We start from the raw sequence: 22516 nt of genomic DNA, 5'->3' as shown, positions 1-22516 counted from the left end.
CTGGTCGTCATGCTGAAAAAGTATTTATTCCTGACTAAGCCAGGAATTCTCTTCGGTAACTTTGTTACCACTTTGGGTGGCTACTTCGTAGCCACCCAAGGTTCTGTAGATTTCCTTCTCCTGCTTATTACCCTTCTCGGTACTACGCTTGTCGTAGCATCAGGATGTGTGGTCAACAACGTGATTGACCAAGACATCGACCAAAAAATGCAGCGTACACAAAACCGTGCTCTGGTCACCAAAGCCATTTCCGAACCTGTTGCCCTGGCCTTTGCCCTGGTATTAGGCATCGCTGGTTTTAGTCTTTTATGGTTCTGGATAAATGCGTACGCTTTCTTATTCGCGGTGATTGGTTTTGTCGTATATGTTGGTTTCTACAGCCTATGGACAAAACGAACTACAATTCATCAAACTGTAGTCGGCAGTATTTCTGGTGCAGCTCCGCCTGTTATTGGTTATACCGCAGTAGCCAATCAATTTGACCTCGGTGCGTTACTGATCTTTTTAGGTTATGCGCTCTGGCAAATGCCTCACTCATGGGCGATTGCGATTTACCGCTTTGATGATTACAAAAATGCAGGTATTCCGATCTTGCCTGTGGCGCGTTCGATTCATCGTACCAAGATTGAATCACTGGTTTATGTGGTGTTATTCACACTGACCATGAATGCATTATTTGTCTTTGGTTATGCTAACTGGTTTTATGCAGTGATTTTAAACTTACTGTGCATTTACTGGTTGTATATCGGTGTCATTGGATTTAAAGCTGAAAATGATCAACTTTGGGCAAAGAAATATTTCTTGTTCTCGGTGATCCTGATTACTGTCATCAGTATTATCTTTAGCTTTACCTCAACTACGCCATCTACACAGATTGTGTTTTTTTAAAAAGATAGAGTTAGTCTCTATCTTTTTTTATTTTGATTTTCCTATCCCCCATTCCGAGTATCTGTAGAGCAGAATCAAAATCTCTGCTTTAGAACCTCCCTCTCTTTTCTTATCTCTGATAAATTTACCGTTTTTTGGTTTTAGCCTGACATTGATAATGTGTATGCAGATTTTAAGTTAGAGAAAGCCACTTGATATTCTCAATAGTACATTTGCTGAATTTAAGCAGTCGAACCCTGCTGTTTTAAAGTTAATGTGGTTTTCTATTAAAAGATCTGACTATAGATATAATTTCGCAAAAATGTCTTATTTGGTTGAAATTATCCCTAAAGATCACTACAATTCCCCCTTCGCAAACACTGCGACACAACTTTGGTTGTGACTCCTTGCTTCAATTTACTTAAATTGGGGCTGTCCAAACCGTAAGGAGCTGACAATGCGTCATTACGAAATCGTACTTTTAGTACACCCTGATCAAAGCGATCAAGTAGTTGGTATGGTAGAACGCTACCTAACTCACATCAAAGAAGCTGAAGGTCAAATCCACCGTCTTGAAGACTGGGGCCGTCGTCAATTGGCCTACCCAATCAACAAGATCCACAAAGCTCACTACATTCTTATGAATGTTGAGTGTGGTCAAACTACTCTTGATGAGCTTGAAGAATTGTTCCGTTATAACGACGCAATCATTCGTAGCCTTATCATCCGTCGTGAAAACGCTATCACTGAAGAGTCATTATTGGCGAAGAGTGCTGAAGAAAAACGTGCGCGTAAAGCTCAACGTGAAGAAGCACAACACGCTCAAGACTCTGCTGAAGCTTAAGGAGAACATAACATGGCACGTTTTTACCGTCGTCGCAAGTTCTGCCGCTTTACAGCTGAGAACGTTACGTACATCGACTACAAAGATATCGACACTTTAAAACAGTACATTACTGAAAACGGCAAGATTGTTCCTAGCCGTATTACAGGTACTAAAGCTCGTTACCAACGTCAATTAGCGTTAGCTATCAAACAAGCTCGCTACTTGTCTTTGATCCCTTACACTGACAATCATAAGTGAGGTTGAGCTGTGGATATTATCTTATTACAACGCATTAAAAACCTAGGTAAACTAGGCGATAAAGTTTCAGTTAAAGCTGGTTACGGCCGTAACTTCCTTATCCCTCAAGGTAAGGCTGTTGCTGCAACTGAAGCAAACACTGCTGCTTTTGAAGCTCGTCGTGCTGAACTTGAGAAAGAAGAAGCTGCTATCTTGGCTGCTGCTCAAGCACGTGCTGACCAATTGAACGAAGTGAACATCGTTATCACTGCGAAAGCTGGTGATGAAGGTAAACTATTCGGTTCTATCGGTACTCGTGACATCGCTGACGCGTTGACAAATGCTGGTCTAGAAGTAGACCGTGCTGAAGTACGTCTTCCAAATGGCGCGCTTCGTCACACTGGCGAATTTAACATCGCAATCCAATTGCACCATGATGTTACTGCAGAAGTTCTAGTTACTATCGTAGCTGAGTAATTTCTCGCCTCAAAAAGAGCATGCGAAAGCATGCTCTTTTTTTATCTCTAAAAAATATAATCTAGCCAACACTGTCAAATTCATTTTATTATTCGTGTTTACAAAAAATTGCACTTCGCATTTTTGATCAGAGCGCGTATCATTTCATCTCGTAGTGAATAAACGCTATTCATCTCCGACGATATTTAACCATTGTATTTAAAATCAGGGATTTATATGTCACAGGCGAATGCCAGCAAAAAGGTAGCTACTGCTAAACCAGAAATTGTTACTGAAAATAGCAATCTCAAGGAGTTCCGTACTCCACCCCACAATTTAGCAATTGAACAGGCTGTACTTGCTGCCCTTATGACTGTGGCTGAATCTTTTGAGCAGGTCGGTGATGTGCTGACCGAAAATGATTTCTATGCCACCCGACATAAATATATCTTCCGTGCCATTGAGCAACTCTCTAAAGAAAACTCGCCTTATGATGCGGTTCTGGTGCATGACTGGCTCATTAAACAAAACTTGCTCGACGCAATTGGTGGCGAAGAGTATTTGATGCAGCTGATGGCAGACTCACCCTCAAGTTTCTATAACCTGGAAACTTATGCTGGGAAAATTAAAGAGTTTGCTACCCTGCGCAGCATGATTAAAGTCAGCTCTGAAATTTTACAAAATGCCTATGACACCAAAGGCCGTACCGTCAGTGAAATTCTGGATCTGGCTGAGACCAATATTTTCTCGATTGCCGAACAGCATAATAACAATGCCAAAGCGCAAGGCCCTAAGCCGATCAACTCGGTGGTTGCGGACGTATTTGATAAATTAAATGAACTGTCACAAATGGAAGGTAGCATTACCGGTTTAACTACTGGTTTTGTGGAACTGGATAACAAAACTTCCGGCATGCAATCCGGTGACCTGATTATTGTCGCAGCGCGTCCATCCATGGGTAAAACCACCTTTGCCATGAATCTGGTCGAAAGTGTTTTATTCAATAACAACCTGCCTGCTCTGGTCTATTCAATGGAGATGCCAGCCGACTCGATCGCCATGCGTTTGATTTCATCATTTGGTCGCGTGCATCAAGGACATTTACGTTCTGGTAAAATGGACAGTGATGAATGGTCAAAAGTCACCAGTACCATTGTGCATTTACAAGAAAAAAATCTGTATATCGATGATTCTTCTGCACTGCCGCCGACAGAATTACGTGCCCGTGCGCGTCGTATTGCCAAAATGCATGGCGGAAAGCTGGGCTGCATCATGGTCGATTACCTGCAGCTGATGAAAGTCCCTGGCATGGGTGATAACCGTGTTGGCGAGATCTCGGAAATTTCCCGAAGCTTAAAAGCCTTGGCGAAGGAAATGCAGTGTCCAGTGATTGCCCTGTCACAGCTCAACCGATCGCTGGAGAACCGTCCAAACAAACGTCCGGTGATGTCCGACTTGCGTGAATCTGGTGCGATCGAGCAGGATGCCGACTTGATCATGTTTATTTACCGTGATGAGGTTTATAACAAGGAATCCAAGGAAGCTGGCACCGCCGAAATCATTATCGGCAAACAGCGTAACGGCCCGATTGGTACCGTACGTCTGGCATTCGAAGGTCAATATACCCGCTTTAGTAATCTCTCACCTGAGTTCTATGCTCAGTATGATGATGAAGAGTAATCAGACTCTCGTCATCACATTTCCATCGTCCCTCTAGGAGTAATTTAGGGTGCGTCAAGCTACAGTTTATATTGACAGCGCTGCGCTGCAATATAATTTAAACCGTGTCAAACAACTTGCCCCAACCGCGAAAATAGTCAGCATGGTAAAGGCCAATGCTTATGGACACGGAGTTAAAGACTGCTTAGCAGCCTTAAGCGAAACCGATGCCTTTGGTGTCGCCTGCCTGCAAGAAGCCCTGGAAATTCGTGAATTGGGCTATCTACAGCCGATCACGCTCATCGAAGGTGTTTTTTCTGCAGATGAGATGCCAATCGTAATCGAACAGAATATTGAAGTTGTGGTACATCATCAGGCCCAACTCGACTGGTTACTGGCTCATAAAGAGACCTATATCGCCAAAGATCTTAAAGTCTGGGTCAAACTGAACAGCGGCATGAACCGATTAGGTTTTAAGATTGATGTGATCAAAGATGTAATTCATACGCTAAAAGCTGAAGGCTTTAGTTGCGTGCTAGCCATGCATTTTGCCAATGCCGATGCCGAGCATCCACTGAATGATGAACAAATCCGTCAATTCCTGGAAATTAAAAATGACTGCGCTCCAATTTTAGCCTCTTGCTGTAACTCGGCTGCAATCTATAAATATCCAGAATTGCATTTTGACTATGTCCGTCCCGGGATCATGCTCTACGGCGCGACGCCTTTTGCAGACCGTGATGTACATGACCTGGATTTGAAACCGGTCATGACCTTTACTGCCGAGATTATTGCCTTGAATGAGATTCAAGCAGGTGAGCATGTCGGTTATGGTTCGACGTTCACCGCAGACCAAAACATGACTTTGGCCATTGTTTCAATTGGCTATGGTGACGGTTATCCTCGCGCTTTCCCTAAACAGAACTATGTCGCAATCAATGGTCAGCAAACTCGCGTGATTGGCCGCGTAGCGATGGATATGATCGCTATTGATGTCACAGGATTAGATGTGCAATTGGGCACAGAAGTTGAACTTTGGGGTAAAACCCGTCTGATTGACGATGTTGCAGAAGCGAATGGCACGATTGGTTATGAACTATTATGCCGACTGAGCAATCGTCCACTACGCAAAGTAGTTTGATCTAATCTTAAGAGTTAAAAAAGCCCAATCTATGTTGGGCTTTTTCTTTAGGCTGACTTTTGTTCCTCGCCCTGCTCTATGCATAATTGCATTAATAAGGCATCGACATGAGTTTGCTGAAAGGCAAAAGGATTAAAGTCATCAAATCCCATTTCCCGACAGAATTGTTGGATCTGACTACGTTTGGAAATATATTTCATGGACCAGTCCGGGAAACTTGGATATTCAATTTCCTTGGTTTCAAATAGTTTAATGTCCTGATGGCGAGGATCTTTATTCAGTCGCTCCACCAGCAGACTTTTTAAAGTGGGACATTCACCTTCCAGACATTGAAAAAAATGACCATCTGCGAAATAAAGTACACCTGTCACTTGATGCTGGTAATTAAAATCACGGGCTTCTTTCAAAATATTCGCTAAATCTTCAAGCAAATCAGTTTTGGGAGAAGTACTTTTACTGGCGTAACAAAATTGGTACATGCGCTAACTTCTCTATTTTTATTATGCTGGACTGCATAGAAGTTAATACTGTACGCGAAAAGCCTGAATCACGATAGGTTTTTATAAGAAATACTCATTAGAGGGAACAGGAAGTTCTGCCAGTCCTTTTTTTAAGGTCTCTGACCATTGCCGGCTGATTGACGTGAAATACTCATCATCTTCGGCAATACGCTTGCCTCTTGGCATGATCAGACTGTCTTTTTTATAGACCAGCACATCGAGGGGCATGCCGACCGATACATTGGAACGTAGGGTCGATGCAAATGAAATCAGGGAACAGCGCAAAGCTTCATCCAGCGGCATATCATAAGTCAGCGCACGATCCAAGATTGGCTTGCCATATTTACTTTCGCCAATCTGGAAATACGGCGTATCGCGTGTGGCACAGATAAAGTTCCCTTGCGGATAAACATGATAAAGCTGCATATCCTGATCTTTAAGTTGCCCCCCGACCAGCAGATTGCAATAATAATTACTTTGTTCCGAAATATCGCTCGTAACATTGGCAATCACTTTTTTCAGCATACTACCCACCAGCTCAGCGACATCAAACATGGTGTGCAGACTCAAGATATTGGGTTCCTGCTTCAGTTCGAGCTGATTTTTGATATGCCCAATCACGGCTTGTGTGGTTGCCAGATTTCCGGATGCCTGTATGACGATCATACGTTCACCAGGAATACCAAAGGTATACAACTTTCGAAATACAGAAATGTGATCTACTCCGGCATTGGTCCGGGTATCACTGATAAAAAGCATACCTTGCTCTAAACGTAGTGCACAACAATACGTCATTCATTCGTCCTTATTAACATCCTAGCACTTGAACGATGGAATGCATGGATTCCACACCGCCCTTTTCTCTGACACCGCGTACCGGCGCCACATCCCAATAATCCCGTCCAATCGCCACATAAACATGCGAACTTGGAGTAAACAACAGATTACTGACATCAAAACAATACCATGTCTGGTCTACAAACACCTCTGCCCAAGCGTGACTGGCCAGATGCGAAGCATTTTGTGCATATAAATAACCAGAAACATAGCGTGCAGGCAAACCTAGATATTTGCACATGGCAATAAAAATATGACTATGGTCCTGACAGACGCCCTGTCTGGACTCAAAGGCATCTATTGCAGAGCCTTGCACTGAAGTACTGTTGGAAATATAAGGCACATGCTCCAGCAAGGCCTGTGCCAGTCCAATCAAATGCTGACGGGTTAATGCAGGAACATGACGTTGTGCAAAGTCTTTCATTGCTGCATTACATTGTGTCGATTCGGTCGGCTGTAGAAAAAGATTGGGATTGATTGAATCATTCAGTCCACTCTGATGCGCAGGATTCAGTTCAACAATCCCTTGCGCCATGATAGTCAGGGAATAATAAGGCTCCCGCTGGCTACAGGTCATCCACAGATTATGAAATGCATCTTTCCGGATTTCTTTATTACCCGGCACACTAATATCCCAGGAATGCACCCGCTGATGCGCATTGCTCGAAGGCATCATTTTAATGTACTGAATACTGTTCCTCACCTCGGCCGTGTACATATAATGCGTTTGGTGATTCACCATCAATTTCATACATCTGCCTCAAACAGTTGATGAATATGGTCGCTAAACTGGTAAAACTGAATCCGGTTCGGTTCTGTACGCAACTGCTCCCAGTACTGTTCCAGATCATTCCAGCCCATCTCTACCAAAATTCTGACCACATAATCAATCTTGCAGAGTGTAGTACTGGTTTCTTCACCCAGACGTAACTGATGATCGAGCTGTTCGACACATTGCCCTAGACTAAAAAACAGAAAAATATCGGAAGATTCGGCTTCCAGAATATCTTCACATTCCGTCACCACTTCACAGATATAACCAGCATTTTTGTCTGCGGTTTTGATCAATTTCATCAGTTCCGCATAGCCTGAAGCAGACAGCACCCCGCGTAATTCCTGAATATTGTCTTTAGCTACTTTAAACTGCTGGCTAAAAGACGCCACTTGCGTAGGATCAAGTACCAGCTCATTTAGGGAACTGGCATCAAAGGCAGGCAAACAGAAAGCATGGGCATACGCTACTGCCGCTTCGTCTTCTAAAAATGGAAAGCGCGCACATAAAAAATGAGTGCGAGATAAATAACGCCCTAACCAAAAAATATGTTGTGCATTGCTATTCAGCAAAACCATGACATTTTCCTTCTTTGGAATCTTATGAATGTAAATTGTCGACTACCCAGGTATCTTTGATACCGCCACCTTGTGATGAATTCACCACCAGTGAACCGGGCTGCATCGCCACGCGTGTCAAGCCACCCTGTACGATTTCAGTACGATAAGGCGAACTTAATACAAATGGGCGTAAGTCGATATGACGTTCAGCAATACCAAAATTGGTCAAAGTCGGACTAACCGATAAGTCCAAAGTTGGCTGCGCAATATATAAATGCGGCGCAGCTAAAATTTTCTCCCTGAAAGTTTCAATTTGCTGTTTAGACGCTTGTGGTCCAATGAGCATGCCATAACCGCCCGAACCCTGCGCTTCTTTCACCACCAGCTGATCCAGATGAGCCACGACATAGTCTAATTCTTCAGAATTACGACATTGATAAGTCGGAACATTTTTTAGAATTGACTGCTCGCCCAAATAAAAACGAATCATTTTGTCGACATATGGATAAACCGATTTGTCATCTGCCACACCGGTTCCCGGTGCATTGGCAATCACAACATTATTTTGCAAATAAGCTGACATCAAGCCAGCGACACCCAAAGTGCTATCCGGTTTAAAGCATAAAGGATCAAGAAACGCATCATCGACCCGTCTATAAATAACATCGACTCGTTGGCGACCACGTATGGTTTTTACATAAACCTTCGAGTCATCAACAAAAAGGTCACGTGATGTTACTAATGGCACATCCATCTCTCTTGCAAGGAAAGAATGTTCATAGTAAGCACTATTAAAACGTCCTGGGGTCAGTACCACCACAAATGGCTTATCGACATAAGCATTTTCGATCAGGATTTCTTTTAATAATTGTGGATATTGCTCGATTCCGGCAATCTTGGACTGCTCGAATACTTTCGGCATCAGTTTTTCACTGATCTTGCGGCATTCCAGCATATAAGACACGCCAGATGGCGTTCTGAGATTATCTTCTAAGACATAAAACTCGCCCTTGGAATCACGGATCACATCGATCCCGCTAATCTGGCTATAAATCCCGCCTTTCAAGCTATGTTGATACATATGCGGCTGATAGGCTTCATGAGTTAAAATCTGCAACTCAGGAATGATATTGGCTTTTAAAATGTCCTGTTGATGATAAATATCATGTAAGAATAAATTTAGCGCCCGTACTCGTTGTGCCGAGCCTAAAGCCACCATATTCCACTGTTTCCGGTCTATGACTCGCGGAATGATATCGTAGGGAATAGTGCGTTCTACGCCTTCTTCATCGCCATAAACGGTAAAGGTAATACCATGATTTAAAAAATGTTCTTTTGCTACCTGATTCAGTGCATTGAGTTCATCCAGCGTATGTTGAGATAACCATTCTTCCAGTCTTTGACCTGCCTGACTGGACAGCACATGTTCATCCTGCATTTCATTAAAGAACTTTGAAGATAACTGCTGCAGTAAAAGTTGTGGGTTTGTTGTAGTAGATACCGCTGTAGTTTTAGTGTCTATAAAATTTTTTCCAATATTCTGGGAACTAAATTTATCAATTGTTTCAATCACATTTGTATCCCGATTTCCTTTAAGCATACAAACCCTCGTATTATCATCTATTATAATTAAATCAAAGCAATATCCATGCCATGACATCTGCATTTCAATTACCATTAATCTAATAAATGCCCAATGAACTCAATGCTATTTTCGACCAAGTTGTTTTAGAATTGTAGGACAAATGTTGCACAGAGGGACTTGCGAAAAAATGAGAGTTTTTTTATTGTGTTAAGCTAAGCCTAAATCCCCTCTTCTTTATTGCCAGCAAAATAAATTATGTCAGCACAAGAAAAAGAAACTTCAAACAGTCTGTATCGCCAATGGCAAATTTTGTCGCGTCTTTCTACCGGCAAATGGATGGGAACACGTGAATTACAGGAAATCCTGAATCGCGAAGGCATTGATATCAGTCTACGTACCATTCAGCGTGACCTGAATCAGATTGCGCAACGCTTTCCAATTGAAAGCAGTAAAACCACGCCGCAAGGCTGGCGTTGGCGTTCAGATGCGCCGCTGCAAAGTTTGCCGCATATGACCAGCTCGCAAGCGGTCACTTTCATGATGGTCGAAGAACATTTAAAACATCTGCTGCCACCGAGCCTGATCGAGGAAATGAATCCGTGGTTTGATCTGGCACGACGCAGTCTTTCTTCCCAGAACAATGTCCGGCAATGGATTAACCGCGTACGCATTGTTCCGGCCACCCAACCGCTGATTCCACCTGTGGTAGATAAGGCCGCGCAGCAAGCGGTGTATGAAGGCCTGTTACAGGACAAACAACTGGAATGTGTGTATCAGGGCCGTGGTCATAACAGCGAAGAAAAAACCTATATTCTCAATCCTCTGGCATTGGTACAAAAAGGGTCAATCATTTATCTGGTGTGTACCCGTCATGACAAATCGGATATCCAGACCTTTGCACTGCACCGCTTTAAATCGGCCGTCGTGCTGAATTCACGTGCCTTGCATCCGGTCAATTTCGATATTGATGATTATATTGATTCTGGTGCACTGGGCTTCCGGGTGGACTTCAACCATCCCACCGAAAATGTCACGCTTAAACTCAGCATGTCAGAGTCGGATGCGCATTACTTTGAGGAAAGCCAGCTCAGTAAAGACCAGAAAATTGAAAAAATGGAAGATGGCATGTCGCTGATCACTGCTACCGTGCCATTTACCTCTCAACTGGTCTGGTGGCTGCGTAGCTTTGGTAAAAAGATTAAACATATTGAACCGAGTATTGTGGCCAATGCAGTCGCTCAACTGGATGAGGAAAACCCTTAACTACACAGGCTTCATCCAGATTCTTTTAGGTATTCCAGAATAAAAAAATCCCCAAATTGGGGACTGGAGAATTATGCTTATATTTTTATTCTTGTTGTGGTGATCTGCCGCTGTGCCAATCTGCTTTTCTTTGACACCCCGAAATGCAGCTTGAATGAAACATCAATATTTAAAAATGACTGAGACATGAGCAAGCCAGCTCAGCATCATTAAAGCGAATGGATTTTTTGGTCATGGTTTAAGACTCCTATGTAGTGAATAAACCGACTATAAAGTCATCCGCCTTACTTGTGAAATAAATAGAATGCATGTCTTTTGCAGATTTTTTCTATAGAACTTTTTCCGTAAAATTTATCTGTAATCGCTGCCGATTCATTGTCTGGCTTAATAGCATTTTCGGCAAGTTTATAAAATCGAATAACAATTCTCTGCTTGTATAAGATACCTCGCTCTGCACATCATAAAGCCCTATAGAAGTAGAAATAGGGACTTAATTTTACAATGGCTAACCCTGCTCAATTAGTACGTCACAAGCTGCTCAATACTTTCTTTTCCCGCCATTCGGTCTGGTTTGCCTGCATTCTGATTGCAGTGATTTTTACTACATTTCATATCGGTTATTCACCGCGTTATATCTATTATTTTATGCCGCAAACGTTAGTGAATACCCTATGGATCCTGAGCATTCTGCTGAGTTTGCTGGGTTTGTATGATGTACTACAAAATAAGCATTCCATTCTGAAAAATTATCCCATTATGGGACATTTCCGCTTTATCTTTGAGGAATTCCGTCCCGAGATTCGTCAGTATTTTATTGAAGCCGACCGGGACGCACTGCCTTTTTCCCGTATGCAGCGCAGTCTGGTGTATCAGCGGGCAAAAAATGAAAATTCTGATAAACCTTTCGGCTCGATCCTGAATGTCTATGAAGATAATTACCGTTTTGTTAGTCATTCCATCACGCCCTGCAAAGTTGCCGATCCGCAGACTTTTCGCATCCTGATTGGAAATGAGCAATGTACCCAGCCCTTTTCAGCTTCTATTTTAAATATTTCAGCCATGAGCTTTGGCAGCATGAGTGCCAATGCAATAAGAGCCCTTAATCTCGGCGCTAAAAAAGGTGATTTTTTCCATGATACAGGCGAAGGCAGTATCAGCCCCTACCATCTGGAATATGGCGGTGATCTGGTCTGGGAAATTGGCAGTGGTTATTTTGGCTGCCGTACTTTAGATGGGCAATTTGATCCGGAACGTTTTGCTGCACAAGCCAAATTACCCCAAGTGAAGATGATTGAAATCAAGCTTTCGCAAGGCGCAAAACCTGGCCACGGCGGTATTTTACCTAAAAGTAAAATTTCGGAAGAAATTGCCCAAATTCGAGGCATCAGCCGTGATCATGATTGTGTTTCACCTTCGAGTCATCCGGCATTTAGCACACCGATTGAAATGATGCATTTCATACAAAAATTACGTGAACTTTCCAACGGAAAACCGGTCGGATTTAAGCTATGTCTGGGCCAGCCGTGGCAGTTTATGAGCATGGTCAAAGCTATGTTACATACCCAGATTTACCCAGATTTTATTGTGGTTGATGGCTCTGAAGGTGGAACGGGAGCTGCACCCATTGAATTAATTGACTATGTTGGTGCCCCATTAAGAGAAGGTTTGCTGTTTGTACACAATACCCTGGTTGGTGCAGGTTTGAGAGATAAGATCAAAATTGGTGCAAGTGGTAAAATAATTAGTGCATTCGATATTGCTAGCACGCTTGCCATTGGTGCGGATTGGGTGAACTCTGCCCGTGGTTTTATGTTTGCAGTGGGCTGTATTCAGGCACAAAGTTGTCATACCAATCAATGCCCTGTCGGAGTCACCACCCAAGACAAAGATCGCCAGAAAGCCTTACATGTGCCGACCAAGGCCGAACGGGTGTTTCATTTTCATAAAAACACCTTACATGCCCTGTCTGAATTAATAGCTTCCGCAGGTCTCAAACACCCTTCCGCTATTAAGGCGCATCATCTGGCACAACGCGTGAATAATCACGAAATAAAGAACTTTGCGCAGATTCATTTTTGGCTCAAAGAAGGTGAATTATTGTCCTGTGAAAATAAGGATGAGGAGAACTTCTACTTCCGGATGTGGAATTTGGCCCAATTAGAAAAATTTTAAATCAATAGCATTAGAACTAAAAAAGGCGTTTTCATAAACGCCTTTTTAAATATTAAATTTTCAATCTATTAATAATAAGTTTTGCTGCCGTGTGCATGCAGAAAGGCAGGAATCAAACCCGTCAATGCAGCACGAATATCAGCACGCTCATTGATTAACTGATGCGAACCCTCTTCTAGCATAAGCAAAGTCTGGAGTCTGAATTTACGTCGGATAAATTCGATATTATAACGCCAGTCCACAGTCTGATCCTGTGCACCCTGTGCTAGCCAGACTGGAATACGACAAGCCGGACGCGCTTCCATTTCCAGCATCCAGCGTGACATCGCTAAAATCCAGTCCATGCCCATCATTCGTGGTTGTAATGGATCTTTAAGCCGGATAAAACGCAGAAACTCCGGATTATGATTATTGCGTCTGAAATGCCGGGGAACTTCACGTTTGATTCGGCTAATAATGCCCAATCCGACCGAATTATGCCACCAGGCAGTTTTGGCGGGACGAATCAATGGTGATAATAGCAAGACCCGCTCAACAAAAGGATTTTCACGACGTTCTGCAAATTCCAGTAAATGGTGCATCCAGATCGCACCGCCGGTACTCTGCCCGATGCCAACCCGAGGTTTCGGTAATTGTGAGGCATGTTGCACATAACGATGTACGGCATGCAAAACCTGCTGATAATGATCAAAATTCTGAATGCTGGCAGGTGAACCATCACTCAGACCATGTCCAGGCAGATCATAGGTCAACACACTAAAACCCTGTTCTAAAAGCTCTTTGACAATCGGCTGATAAATGCCGCTATGTTCCAGATAACCATGCAACAGAAAAGCAGTTCCCTGAATCTTGTCAAAGCGGGTATTTTCCAGATTCGGTTCAAACACCTGTACATGCAACTTGAATAATGGCATCTGTACATAGCCCTGCCAGTGTTTGCAGTCCAGTAAATCAAAACCATAAAGCTTTCGATAGGACTGCAGATCAATCGGCGGTTCATCACTACGATTCAGGTTTAAAGGTGGCAAGAGTTGAGGCGTAACATCCCGACTCGGAATGGGTAAATCCAGCTGTTTCAGAATGGTGGGATTTAAAAATGGGATATCAGACATTATGGCACCTCCCGACAGTCACTGGATCCAAACCACATATCGCGCATGGTCGCCAACATTTCATAATTGGCACGACGACTGTGATCATAATTTTGTGCACTTGGACGCCATCGTGTCAATGGCGTTGGCATCGGCGCTTCTACCGGAATGGTTTGTATGCCATTTAACGCAAATAAACGGCGGGTACGCGGCATATGATAACGATCCGTAATCAGAATCACTGTAGGCGCTCCACCTTTCTTTTGTAATAATAATGAACTGAAACGGGTATTTTCACAGGTGTTCATGCTGCGATCTTCCAGTAATTTGGCATCGACACCATGATTTTTTAACCAGCGCTGCATATACGGCGCTTCGACCCCACTCAGAACAATCGGCAACTGATAATGTTTCTCTACTGCCAGCGTAGTTTCCAGACGTAGTCGCGTATAGTTATTGACGATGATCTCTTTGCCTTGGTCATCTAGGGTTAAGCCACCACCCAATACCACAATGGCATAAGGTTGGGAGCTATTCGCCGGTTTAGCCTGCTGTTGCTCTTGTAGTAAAGCCAAGTCCTGCTGGATTTCCTCTCCATCGGTTTCCTGTACCGAACTGGCTTCACCCTGCTCAAGTGGATGCGTCGTCAAAAACTCCATATATTGCTCAATGCGTTCCTTATTTTCACTACTGTCCCACTCCAGCAATTCCCGGACATTGGCTGTCGGATCGGCTGGTTCTGCTTCTTCCTGAGAGGACAATAAGGGCACCTGAGCAGGTGGACTTTGCTCTGCTTTTTGATCTTGCTGTTCGCGTTGATATTCTTCAATCACCTGCTGCAGTGCTTTATAACGTGCCTGAATCAGCATCAGGTTGGCCGAGTTATTTTGCTGGATATCCTGTTCCATGACCTTTAAATACGCCTGACGGGCAATCCATAAATCAGAGCCAGGTTCCAGATTTTCATGTTCGCTGAGTGCAGCCATTTTCTGGCTTTGAGCCGCGACTTCATTTAGCTCTAAGGAGACAAACTGGTTTAAGCCCTTGACGATCATTTTTGAGTAAAAAGGCGTATAAACCAACACCAGTAGACAGCCGCATAGCACAAACAGTCCAGTGACAATTTGTAGCAAACGTACCATCCAATGGGTGTTTTTCATGTTATTCCTCTTCCTGATGAGAACGGATCAAGCCATTTTTATCGAACAATACAGGTTCAGGCTCCAGCATTAGACTAAATTTTTCCCAAACTGACTGTTGTACTGCACGATACGTTTTACGGACATCGGTGAGAGAGGCCTGACCATAATTCACCAACACCAGCGCCTGTTTATGAAACATGCCGACAGGCCCCAACTGTTTACCCTTCCAGCCCGCCTGATCAATCAACCAGCCTGCTGCCAGTTTAACTTGAGCATTCGTTTGCTGGTAATGGGGTAAATTCGGGAAAGATACAGCAATTTGGTCAAAGACCGCCTGATCAACCACCGGATTTTTAAAGAAGCTGCCCACGTTGGGAAATTCTTGTGGATCAGGCAATTTACTCTGGCGAATCTGGATGACCTGTTGCTGCAAGTTTTCTGCTGTGAGCTGATCACCGACCGCAGTCTTCAGATCACCATAATTCAGTTTCAAATCTGGCTGTTTAAGTAATCTAAAAATCACATGGGTAATCACATAACGATTAGGATCATCTTTAAAAATACTATGCCGATAGGCAAATTGGCAATCTGCTGCGCCAATCGAAGCAAACTGTTTCAACTGACGGTCATAGACCTCAACTGAATCGATAAACTCGCCAACTTCGACGCCATAAGCGCCAATATTCTGTACTGGCGAAGCACCGACACGTCCAGGAATCAGGGCCAAATTTTGTAAACCATACAGACCTTGTGCTGTAGTCCAGAGCACGAAGTCATGCCAGCCTTGTCCGCCGCCTACACGTAAACGTTGCGACTGATCATCAGCATCCAGCATTTCAATGCCTTGAATATCCATATGCAGAACTAGCGCATCAATCTGCTCCGGCAACAACATATTACTGCCGCCTGACAGGATCAGCAAATTGAGTTGCTGCTGTTCCGCAAAATCCAGTGCAGTTAGCAGATCAGCGGTGGATTGAATCTGAGCATAGTGCGAAGCAACTGCTTCTAAATTTAAGGTATTAAAAGGTTTAAGTTGAACCTGGGTTTGAATCTGCATCGCTTAAACCTTGTGTAAATTCTGTTTAAAAATCTCAATCCAGGCCTGGCTGCTGGACTCACACTGATCAAGCACCCGTTCAAAGCCATCCGCTTCGCCATAATAGGGATCCGGTAAGGCCTGTTTCGGATAGGTCTGATCATGTTCACTCATCAATGCCACACGTGCACGTACATGACCAAACTGAGTTTCTGCCAGACGCTGTATGTTCTGGATATTGGATAAATTCTCCAGATCCATCGCCAGAATCAGATCATAATCAATAAAATCATGCGGAATAAGTTGACGTGCGCGAAGTGCTGAAAGGTCATAGCCACGTTTCAGCGCATGCTGCTGGCTACGCAAGTCCGGTGCCTTGCCCGGATGATAATTACTGGTTCCGGCAGAATCGACCACAATATTCAGTTGCTGTTCATCACAATAATGTCTGAGTACAACTTCTGCCGTGGGAGAGCGGCAAATATTTCCCAAACAAACACATAACACCTTGTATGGCGTTCTGGATGACATAAACAACCTCAGAGCTACTTTATTTTAAGGATTCTTATGTTAAGTTATTTATATACTGATTCCTATCTTACAACCATAGAATAATCTCGTATTTGCAATAAAAAAATCAAGGATATCGCCATGAATCGTTTTCAGTTTCAAACCGTCCCCAATATCATTGCCGGACTAGGCACGATTCAGGAATTATTTAAAATTCTAAAAAATGGCTGTTATCGCCGTCTTCTACTGGTGACTGACCCGGGTATGCTGAAGGAGCAATTACATCTGCCGATTCTGGATATTATTGAATCTGCCGGACTGGAGTATGTGATTTACTCGGATGTTCAGGCCGATCCGCCCGATACAGTGGTGCTTGAAGCGGTGGCTTTTGCAAAACAGGAAAATATTGATGTGGTGCTGGGCTTTGGTGGTGGCAGCTCGATGGATGTGGCCAAACTCATTGCAATTTTGGCGCATCCTGAACAGCATCAGACATTGTCTGATCTGTATGGCGTTGATAATGCCACCGGACCGCGTTTAGCTTTAATTCTGGTACCAACTACGGCTGGAACAGGTTCAGAAGTGACGCCGATTTCGATTGTCACCACAGGTGAAACCACTAAAACCGGTATTGTGGCACCGATCCTTTTTGCAGATATTGCCATTCTGGATGCAACATTTACCCAGAATCTTCCAGCACAGATCACTGCCGCCACCGGCATTGATGCCATGGTACATGCCATTGAAGCCTATACCTCAAAACACAAGAAAAATCCTTATTCGGATATGCTGGCCAAACAGGCTTTAAGATTACTGAATGCCAATCTGCAACGTGTACTGCAAAACGGTCATGATTTAGATGCCCGCCAAAATATGCTGGTCGGTTCCATGCTGGCCGGACAAGCCTTTGCCAATGCACCAGTCGCTGCCGTACATGCGCTGGCTTATCCACTGGGTGGACATTTTCATCTTTCGCATGGGCATAGCAATGCACTGGTTCTAACTGAAGTATTAAAGTTTAATGCGCCAGCGGCCAAACAGCTCTATGCGGAATTGATGACCTGGCTGGATCCCCGTAGTAAAGGTTGCCATGATGGCCTGACCGATCTGTTTATTGATCATTTTAATAATCATCTGATGCAAAGCGGTTTGACTCTAAAACTAAATCAGTTGAATGTTCCAGAACATATACTGCAGGTGATGGCAGAAGATGCGATGCAACAAAGCCGGCTGTTGCAGAATAATCCACGTGAACTCAAGGTGGAGGATGCTTATCAGATTTATCAGGCGATCTATTCCTAGATCAATTTCCACCTAAGCCTTATCTAGCTGAGGACTGAATAGTGATGAAAGCCACCATCAAACAGCGTGAACACTATACTTTTTTCCTGCCCATTCAAACCCGTTGGGCAGACAATGATCTGTACGGCCATGTCAACAATGTGACTTATTACAGTTATTTTGATACCGCCGCCAATGCCCTGCTGATTCAGGAAGCTGCTTTTGACCCAAAATATTCACCCATGATTGGACTGGTCGTCAGCTCCAACTGTCAGTTTAATCAGGAACTGTCTTATCCGGAAATTATTGAAGTGGGCGTAGCCATTGAAAGCATGGGAAATTCATCGCTCAGCTATGATCTGGCTATTTTTAAACGCAACTCGGATACAGCCGCTGCACAAGGCAATTTTGTCCATGTATTTGTCGATCGTGAGACACGAAAAAGCACCCCGATTCCAGTTGAAATGCGGGATGCTTTATCTCGATTTGTTGTGACTTAACATCCAGCCTATTTCAGCTGAATATTTTGCAGTTCACCGTCAAACTGCTGTAGCAGATCACGTACGGCCGGTTCAGCATGTAACAATTCTTCGGCACGTTTAAAGGCACGTGCCTTACGCTGATGCTGCATGGTATATGGTGTTAACTGGTCCACATTTTCAAATTTCACCTGGAAGTTAGTTTGCGGCCATTGCTGTTGCAAAGCAGCTTCCAGATTATGTTGCAACTGGGTCAGCAACTGCTGGTACTGTTCAGGAATATGGAAAACGGATTCTCCATTCATCTGGCCAGTCATGACGCCATACTGTGCCAGTTCCTGTACCGCTGGAGAAAGTTGGCTATTACGGAACCAGTATTCCCATTTTTCTACGCTCCACTCGCCTTCTAAGGTTTGCTCAGGTATTTTTAAAATATCCTGTGGCATCAGATTCTGCGTATTTACATCTTGGGAAATATCTTCCAGCAAAGCTGTCTGTGCAACTGGCTGAACCGACGCTGTATTTTCAAGAGCAGGCTGATCGGTTGTTTCCTGTGAAAGCTCTATTTCCGGTGCAGCAAGACTAAATTCCTCATCAGCAGACATGGTCTCTTGTACTGGCTCAGCAGGAATGACGGCATCTGCAGGAATAAACTCTTCAAGCAGGAAATCATCCGAACTGTTGCTAGTAGCCGGTGCTTCTGGCGTACTCTCGATTTCATCAAAACCAAATAGGCCTTTATCATCATTTGGATCAAAAACAATTTGATCACTAGACTGCACTTCTTCAATGGTGGTCTGAATTACTACGGGCTGGACAGATTCAGGTGCAGTGATGCTGGTTGGCTCTTCTTCATCGAGAAAATCATCCGAAGAAGGCCCAGACGCTGATGCAACATCAATCTCCTCATCTGTCCCATCGTCCAGAGAGAAATCATCAAATACCGGTTCTGCCTCCAATGATTGTGTTTCTATTGATTCAGATTGAAGTTGTGTCTGAACAGGTGGCTGTAGACGTGTTGTATGGGTTGTTGCCTGTTGCGATGCAGTCTCCTGCATTACTGGAATTTCACTTGGTTGTAATGGACGGAAAGCCAGTAAGCGTAGCACCGTCATCTCAAAGCCTTGTTCCTGCGTAACTGCAAGCTGTAAATCGGCACGACCCTTATAGGCAATCTGATAATAAAGTTGCAGATCCTGAGCAGAAATCAGACCGGATAATTGCATAATTTTTTGATTGATCTCAGCACTATATTTCAGACTCAGATCTGGCAGGTACTGCAATAAGGCTAGTTCATGCAACGTCGAAATCAACTGATCGAGCACTAGTGACACATCCAGAGCTTGCTGACGGAACTGTAGCAATAACTGACTGACATGCGCTTTCTGGTTCTGGTGAATCGCCAGAATCAGGTCATAAATAATGGTGCGGTCAATCAGACCGAGCATGTCTTTGACATCCTGATGCTGAATCACACCCTGACCATAGGCAATCGCCTGATCGGTCAGAGACAAGGCATCACGCAGAGAACCTTGCGCAGATTCAGCAATCTGCCAGATCGCATCCTGATCAGACTGAATGCTTTCTTTGCTAAGAATATTGCCCAGATGTTCGGTAATTTCATCGACTGCCAATGGACGCAAAGTAAATTGCAGACAGCGAGAAATTACGGTAATTGGCAGTTTTTGCGGATCAGTGGTTGCAAACAGAAATTTGACATGTTCTGGCGGTTCTTCCAGCGTCTTTAACAGCGCATTGAAAGAATGCGTGGACAGCATGTGCACTTCATCGATCAGGTAGACCTTAAAGCGGCCTTGAGTCGGTGCATAAGGAACATTGTCGAGCAGCTCGCGGGTATCTTCGACCTTGGTGCGTGATGCTGCATCGATTTCGATTAAATCAATAAAACGACCTTCATTGACTGCGGTACAGGTCGCACAGACCTCACAAGGCGTCGAGGTAATACCGGTCTCGCAGTTCAAGCACTTCGCCAAAATACGTGCAATCGTGGTTTTTCCGACACCACGCGTTCCCGTAAACAAATAGGCATGATGCAAACGGCCACGTTCGAGCGCGCTGGTTAAAGCACGTGATACATGGTTTTGCCCCACCAATTCATTAAAATTACGAGGACGGTATTTTCGCGCAAGTACTTGATACATGTATGCTCCTTTTTACAGGTCTAAGCATACTGTTTTTTTATAAAATAGTGAAATGAATGCCGGTTTATAAAGAATAAAAATCCCTTGATCAAAATCATTGAAAAAGGGATATAAAACAGATGCTTTTTTAAAATTAGACCGATTCAAACAGGATAAAGTCACTTTGCATTTGGTAGCGTTTGCCTGTTTGATCTTCACGAATTTCCAAAACATGCTTTTTCAGATCGACATAGAGCAGATTTCGGGTATCGACATTCAGTAGTTCAATCTTTTGTTGTGATTCATCCTGAAACCGAATCTGCCCGCTCATCGTTTCAATTTCATTATGTCCACTTAAACTTTCACGCTGTAAAGTAAAGGTCTGATCTTCATTCAAGGTCAAGGCCACTGCCATGCCTGGACAATCTTCACAACTTGAAAAACATCCCATACATGGCGTCGTGCCCTGATAACTCCCGACCCAGGCAGGAATCTGAGCTTTGGCTTCCATCACCGTTTTTGCAGCCGGCTGATTCGGATCCTGACATCCGAACAACGCACTGCTTGCGACCAAAGGAATCACCAGCACTTTTTTCATTACTTCACACCATAGCCATGGACTGCGCGACAAAATAGCATATTTGTCTGACGGGCTAAACTCCCAAATCAGGGATATTTAGCGCCAGCCTTTGCGGCCGGTCAGTACCGCATCCGCACAGCGCAAGGTTTCCTGCGTCAGGCCCCAAAGACGGTAATCTCCGGTTAATGAACCTGTCGGGAAATTATGCGTATAGGCAAAACTTAAATTCCGTTCAGGGTCACACCAGGCACCAGAGCCATTAAAGCCCATATGACCAAAACCTTTAGAGGCTTTTCCTAAAGTGAGAACACGGTGGTAACCCAAGCGCCAGTGCATCGGTAAAGGCATGACCCGATCTCTTGTTTTGTATTGCACCTGACTAAGTCGCTGGAATACCTCCTGCGAGATCAGTTGCTGTCCTTGCCATTCACCACGACTGGCCAGCATGGCATAGATTTTTGCCAGACTCTCTGCGGTAAATACTCCATTAGCAGACGGAATAATGGCCTGTAGACCCTCATGACTAAAGAAACTAAAGTTCTTCATGCCCTTAGGAATCATGGCATCCTGAAAATCCTGTGGACTCTGACCACTCCATACCAATGCTCGTTCCATCAGGCTGGGTTGCCTTGACACAGTTTTTTTCGCAGTTTGTGTTTGAGACTTAGTTGTTTTAGGCTTTAAAATAGGTAAGGCCACCCGAGCTAACTCATGCGTCGGTACGCTAAAATAAGCACCATTTAACTGTAGTGGCTGTACCAGATATTCCTGCATCAGTTCACCCAGTTTTTTACCAGTCGCTTTTTCCAGTACACCACCTACTTGCCAGCCAAAAGTCAGCGGTTGGTAAGCAGCATCGGTTGCAACCTGAAATCGTGGTTCAGCTGCCGCAATCCGGTCCAGCATCTGTGACCAGTCGGCCATTTCAGTGGCATCATCAATGAGATTACGGATATCAAACAGTCCGCTTTGATGACTGAGCATATGCGCCAGAGTAATATTTTCTTTACCCTTTTGTGCAAATTCAGGCCAGTATTCTGCAACCGGTCGATCATAATCCAGATAACCTTGACTCACCAGAATGTGCGCCAAAGTCGCTAGCACACCTTTGCCTGTGGAGTAACACAGCGACATGGTATCGGGTTGCCAATTTTCAGTTAAAGATTTTTTACCGGTATAAATATCAACGACTTTCTGTCCTTCAAAATACACTACCAGAGCAGCACCACCCTGTTCGGTACGTGCATCCTGCAAACGGCTAAACTGACGGGCAAGATCGCTAAAATGCTCATCGACATTGCCCTGATAATTGTGCTGATCAGCAAACAGATAATCTTTAATTGGCTGCATCATTCTATCCATAGAATATTGATCCCTT

General features: G+C 44.0%; 22 protein-coding genes. 10 read left to right on the top strand and 12 right to left on the bottom strand.

The genetic code is table 11. The features are described 5' to 3' along the window. Positions 1–9: 9 nt before the first annotated feature. The 6 genes from cyoE (at position 10) to alr (ending at position 5186) form a co-directional block, all read left to right on the top strand. Positions 10–888 (top strand): heme o synthase, encoded by an 879-nt coding sequence (gene cyoE / locus AC1P5O_RS03620; protein WP_004278788.1) that lies wholly within the window; start codon positions 10–12, stop codon positions 886–888. Between the two features lie 436 nt (positions 889–1324). Further along, positions 1325–1711: a 30S ribosomal protein S6 gene (gene rpsF / locus AC1P5O_RS03615; protein ID WP_004278789.1), complete on the top strand. Its 387-nt coding sequence runs from the start codon at positions 1325–1327 to the stop codon at positions 1709–1711. A 12-nt stretch (positions 1712–1723) separates the two neighbouring features. After that, a complete protein-coding gene (rpsR, locus tag AC1P5O_RS03610; protein ID WP_004278792.1) occupies positions 1724–1951 on the top strand; it encodes a 30S ribosomal protein S18 in 228 nt (75 codons plus the stop codon). 9 nt (positions 1952–1960) lie between these two features. Beyond that, positions 1961–2407, top strand: coding sequence for a 50S ribosomal protein L9 (rplI, locus tag AC1P5O_RS03605; RefSeq protein WP_004278793.1), 447 nt, complete (start codon positions 1961–1963; stop codon positions 2405–2407). Positions 2408–2623: 216 nt separating this feature from the next. Next, positions 2624–4066, top strand: a complete 1443-nt coding sequence (gene dnaB, locus AC1P5O_RS03600) for a replicative DNA helicase (RefSeq protein ID WP_004278794.1) — start codon at positions 2624–2626, stop codon at positions 4064–4066. A gap of 49 nt (positions 4067–4115) precedes the next feature. Then, the gene (gene alr / locus AC1P5O_RS03595) at positions 4116–5186 is read left to right on the top strand and encodes an alanine racemase (protein ID WP_004278795.1); all 1071 of its coding nucleotides are present in this window, start codon (positions 4116–4118) and stop codon (positions 5184–5186) included. Between the two features lie 47 nt (positions 5187–5233). Here the strand turns inward: alr and AC1P5O_RS03590 are convergent, their stop codons facing one another. From AC1P5O_RS03590 to AC1P5O_RS03570, 5 genes are all read right to left on the bottom strand, one after another. Continuing rightward, entirely contained in the window at positions 5234–5665 is a 432-nt protein-coding gene (locus tag AC1P5O_RS03590; RefSeq protein ID WP_004278796.1) for a BLUF domain-containing protein, read from the bottom strand. A gap of 81 nt (positions 5666–5746) precedes the next feature. After that, the gene (locus AC1P5O_RS03585) at positions 5747–6481 is read right to left on the bottom strand and encodes a proteasome-type protease (RefSeq protein WP_004278798.1); all 735 of its coding nucleotides are present in this window, start codon (positions 6479–6481) and stop codon (positions 5747–5749) included. Between the two features lie 13 nt (positions 6482–6494). Continuing rightward, complete coding sequence (locus AC1P5O_RS03580) at positions 6495–7274, bottom strand: transglutaminase family protein (protein WP_004278799.1); 780 nt, start codon at positions 7272–7274, stop codon at positions 6495–6497. Next, a complete protein-coding gene (locus tag AC1P5O_RS03575) occupies positions 7271–7873 on the bottom strand; it encodes an alpha-E domain-containing protein (protein WP_004278801.1) in 603 nt (200 codons plus the stop codon). Before AC1P5O_RS03575 ends, AC1P5O_RS03580 begins: the two co-directional genes overlap by 4 nt. A 22-nt stretch (positions 7874–7895) precedes the next feature. Further along, on the bottom strand, positions 7896–9428 hold the full coding sequence (locus tag AC1P5O_RS03570) for a circularly permuted type 2 ATP-grasp protein (RefSeq protein ID WP_499005674.1): 1533 nt from the start codon (positions 9426–9428) through the stop codon (positions 7896–7898). Positions 9429–9695: 267 nt separating this feature from the next. Between AC1P5O_RS03570 and AC1P5O_RS03565 the strand changes: the two genes are divergently transcribed. Together AC1P5O_RS03565 and AC1P5O_RS03560 are read left to right on the top strand one after the other, a co-directional pair. Further along, a complete protein-coding gene (locus AC1P5O_RS03565; RefSeq protein ID WP_004278803.1) occupies positions 9696–10703 on the top strand; it encodes a helix-turn-helix transcriptional regulator in 1008 nt (335 codons plus the stop codon). A gap of 501 nt (positions 10704–11204) precedes the next feature. Then, positions 11205–12875, top strand: coding sequence for an FMN-binding glutamate synthase family protein (locus AC1P5O_RS03560; RefSeq protein WP_004278804.1), 1671 nt, complete (start codon positions 11205–11207; stop codon positions 12873–12875). A gap of 68 nt (positions 12876–12943) precedes the next feature. Here the strand turns inward: AC1P5O_RS03560 and AC1P5O_RS03555 are convergent, their stop codons facing one another. From AC1P5O_RS03555 to AC1P5O_RS03540, 4 genes are read right to left on the bottom strand one after another with little or no spacing between them, the layout of a single operon-like run. After that, a complete protein-coding gene (locus AC1P5O_RS03555; RefSeq protein WP_348942068.1) occupies positions 12944–13987 on the bottom strand; it encodes an alpha/beta hydrolase in 1044 nt (347 codons plus the stop codon). Next, positions 13987–15126, bottom strand: coding sequence for a YdcF family protein (locus AC1P5O_RS03550; protein ID WP_004278807.1), 1140 nt, complete (start codon positions 15124–15126; stop codon positions 13987–13989). Before AC1P5O_RS03550 ends, AC1P5O_RS03555 begins: the two co-directional genes overlap by 1 nt. 1 nt (position 15127) lies before the next feature. Further along, positions 15128–16168, bottom strand: a complete 1041-nt coding sequence (gene murB / locus AC1P5O_RS03545) for a UDP-N-acetylmuramate dehydrogenase (protein WP_004278808.1) — start codon at positions 16166–16168, stop codon at positions 15128–15130. A gap of 3 nt (positions 16169–16171) precedes the next feature. After that, entirely contained in the window at positions 16172–16678 is a 507-nt protein-coding gene (locus AC1P5O_RS03540; protein WP_004278810.1) for a low molecular weight protein-tyrosine-phosphatase, read from the bottom strand. A 120-nt stretch (positions 16679–16798) separates the two neighbouring features. Between AC1P5O_RS03540 and AC1P5O_RS03535 the strand changes: the two genes are divergently transcribed. Then, a complete protein-coding gene (locus AC1P5O_RS03535) occupies positions 16799–17959 on the top strand; it encodes an iron-containing alcohol dehydrogenase (protein WP_348942070.1) in 1161 nt (386 codons plus the stop codon). Positions 17960–18003: 44 nt separating this feature from the next. Beyond that, on the top strand, positions 18004–18438 hold the full coding sequence (locus AC1P5O_RS03530; protein WP_004645428.1) for an acyl-CoA thioesterase: 435 nt from the start codon (positions 18004–18006) through the stop codon (positions 18436–18438). Positions 18439–18446: 8 nt separating this feature from the next. On the opposite strand, the gene dnaX is transcribed toward AC1P5O_RS03530, so the two are convergent. The 3 genes from dnaX to AC1P5O_RS03515 all read right to left on the bottom strand — a co-directional run bounded on the left by dnaX (position 18447) and on the right by AC1P5O_RS03515 (position 22500). Beyond that, a complete protein-coding gene (gene dnaX, locus AC1P5O_RS03525) occupies positions 18447–20579 on the bottom strand; it encodes a DNA polymerase III subunit gamma/tau (RefSeq protein ID WP_004278814.1) in 2133 nt (710 codons plus the stop codon). A 133-nt stretch (positions 20580–20712) separates the two neighbouring features. Next, positions 20713–21156, bottom strand: coding sequence for a copper resistance protein NlpE N-terminal domain-containing protein (locus AC1P5O_RS03520; protein WP_004278816.1), 444 nt, complete (start codon positions 21154–21156; stop codon positions 20713–20715). Positions 21157–21234: 78 nt separating this feature from the next. Next, the gene (locus AC1P5O_RS03515) at positions 21235–22500 is read right to left on the bottom strand and encodes a serine hydrolase domain-containing protein (RefSeq protein WP_005103470.1); all 1266 of its coding nucleotides are present in this window, start codon (positions 22498–22500) and stop codon (positions 21235–21237) included. Positions 22501–22516 lie beyond the last annotated feature (16 nt).

It is taken from the genome of Prolinoborus fasciculus, assembly GCF_056724605.1.
The sequence above is the reverse complement of the archived record's forward strand: the minus strand, read 5'-3'. Positions and strand labels throughout refer to the sequence as shown.